2 protein-coding genes and 1 pseudogene are annotated in these 1,542 nt (G+C 53.1%); 2 read left to right on the top strand and 1 reads right to left on the bottom strand.

Features of this window, described 5'->3' with window-relative positions:
* Together J5224_RS27280 and birA are read left to right on the top strand one after the other, a co-directional pair.
* Positions 1 to 459, top strand: a pseudogene (locus J5224_RS27280) (hypothetical protein); the annotation flags it as partial.
* Complete coding sequence (gene birA / locus J5224_RS27275) at positions 456 to 1,415, top strand: bifunctional biotin--[acetyl-CoA-carboxylase] ligase/biotin operon repressor BirA (RefSeq protein WP_264628275.1); 960 nt, start codon at positions 456 to 458, stop codon at positions 1,413 to 1,415. The pseudogene J5224_RS27280 and the gene birA, both read left to right, overlap by 4 nt.
* A gap of 40 nt (positions 1,416 to 1,455) precedes the next feature.
* Here birA and J5224_RS27270 read toward each other — a convergent pair.
* Positions 1,456 to 1,542 (bottom strand): hypothetical protein (locus J5224_RS27270; protein ID WP_264627913.1); only part of this gene is annotated, 87 nt, incomplete at its 5' end.

Here is a 1,542-nt window from a genome sequence, read left to right as displayed (position 1 = left end):
GGTGATTTGGCGCAGCTCGATCCTGCAACTGCGACGCCTGATGCTATCTTTACTACGGTATGTGCCATGCGGCGTAAGAAATTACCCGATCCCGCGCTGATGGGAAATGCGGGCAGCTTTTTCAAAAATCCGGTGGTTAGCGCCGAGCAGGCCCAGGCTATTCTGATGCGTTACCCCACTGCGCCATACTATCCACAGCCCGACGGTACGGTTAAATTTGCTGCTGGCTGGCTTATCGATCAGTGCCAGTTAAAGGGGCACCGCATTGGCGGCGCGGCGGTCCATCAGCAGCAGGCTTTGGTGCTGGTTAACCTTGATGAGGCGACGAGCGACGATATCGTTGCACTGGCGCGTTATGTGCGTGATAACGTTGCAGAGACATTTGCACTCTGGCTTGAGCCGGAAGTGCGCTTTATTGCGGCACAGGGTGAAGTAAGCGCAACAGAGGTGCTGTCATGAAAGATATCCGAGTCCCTTTAACGCTAATCCAGATTCTTTCCGACGGTGAGTTTTACTCGGGTGAATACCTGGGTGAGCTGTTGGGAATGAGCCGAGCCGGTATCAACAAACATATCCAAACCATCAGAGAATGGGGGCTGGATGTGTTTCCCGTTACGGGGAAAGGGTACAGCCTGCCTGAACCGATGCAATTGCTGGATGAAAATGTCATTCGTGCCGCACTCCCCGGAAATAACGTTGCGGTACTGCCCGTTATTGATTCAACCAATCAGTATCTGCTAGACCGGCTGGAGAGCTTGCACTCTGGCGATGCCTGTGTGGCAGAGTACCAGCACGCGGGCCGCGGTCGTCGTGGGCGGCAATGGCAATCACCGTTTGGTGCCAATCTCTATCTCTCCATGTTCTGGCGGTTGGAACAGGGGCCTGCGGCAGCGGTGGGCGTGAGCCTGGCGATTGGTATCGTGATTGCAGAAGTGCTGCATCGCCTCGGTGCACATGATGTCAAAGTAAAATGGCCCAATGACCTCTATATGCACGATCGCAAACTGGCCGGTATTCTGGTTGAGTTGCTGGGAAAAACAGGAGACGCGGCACAGTTAGTGATCGGTATTGGCATCAACTTGCGGATGCGGCCTTCCTCTGGGCAAGGCGTCACGCAGGAATGGATCAATTTGCAAGAGGCTGGGATCGATATCGATCGTAATATCCTGGCCGCTACGCTGATTACTGAATTGAGTAACGCGTTGGAAGTGTTTGAACAAGGTGGACTGCGTTCGTTCATCCCTCGCTGGCAAGCCATCGATAATTACTATAATCGGCCAGTGAAATTGATCATGGGTGAGCGCGAGATCCACGGGATCGAACGTGGAATTGATGAGCAGGGCGCGCTGTTACTCGAAGAGAACGGCGAGATTAAGGCCTATATTGGTGGCGAAATATCACTGCGTGGCAAGTAGTCAGTAGGGGGGGATTACCCCCTACTGTCTTGTAATTCTGCTATTTTCTCAAACGCACATAGTCAACGGCATGATTAGCGCTTTTGGTCATAATCAAGCTGGCGCGCTCACGGGTGGGCAAAATATT

Source organism: Candidatus Symbiopectobacterium sp. NZEC135, from assembly GCF_025962695.1.
The sequence above is the reverse complement of the archived record's forward strand: the minus strand, read 5'-3'. Positions and strand labels throughout refer to the sequence as shown.

Bases quoted from the DNA above. Each gene is read 5' to 3' on its own strand.
- birA (WP_264628275.1), top strand. From the start codon at position 456: ATGAAAGATATCCGAGTCCCTTTAACGCTAATCCAGATTCTTTCCGAC.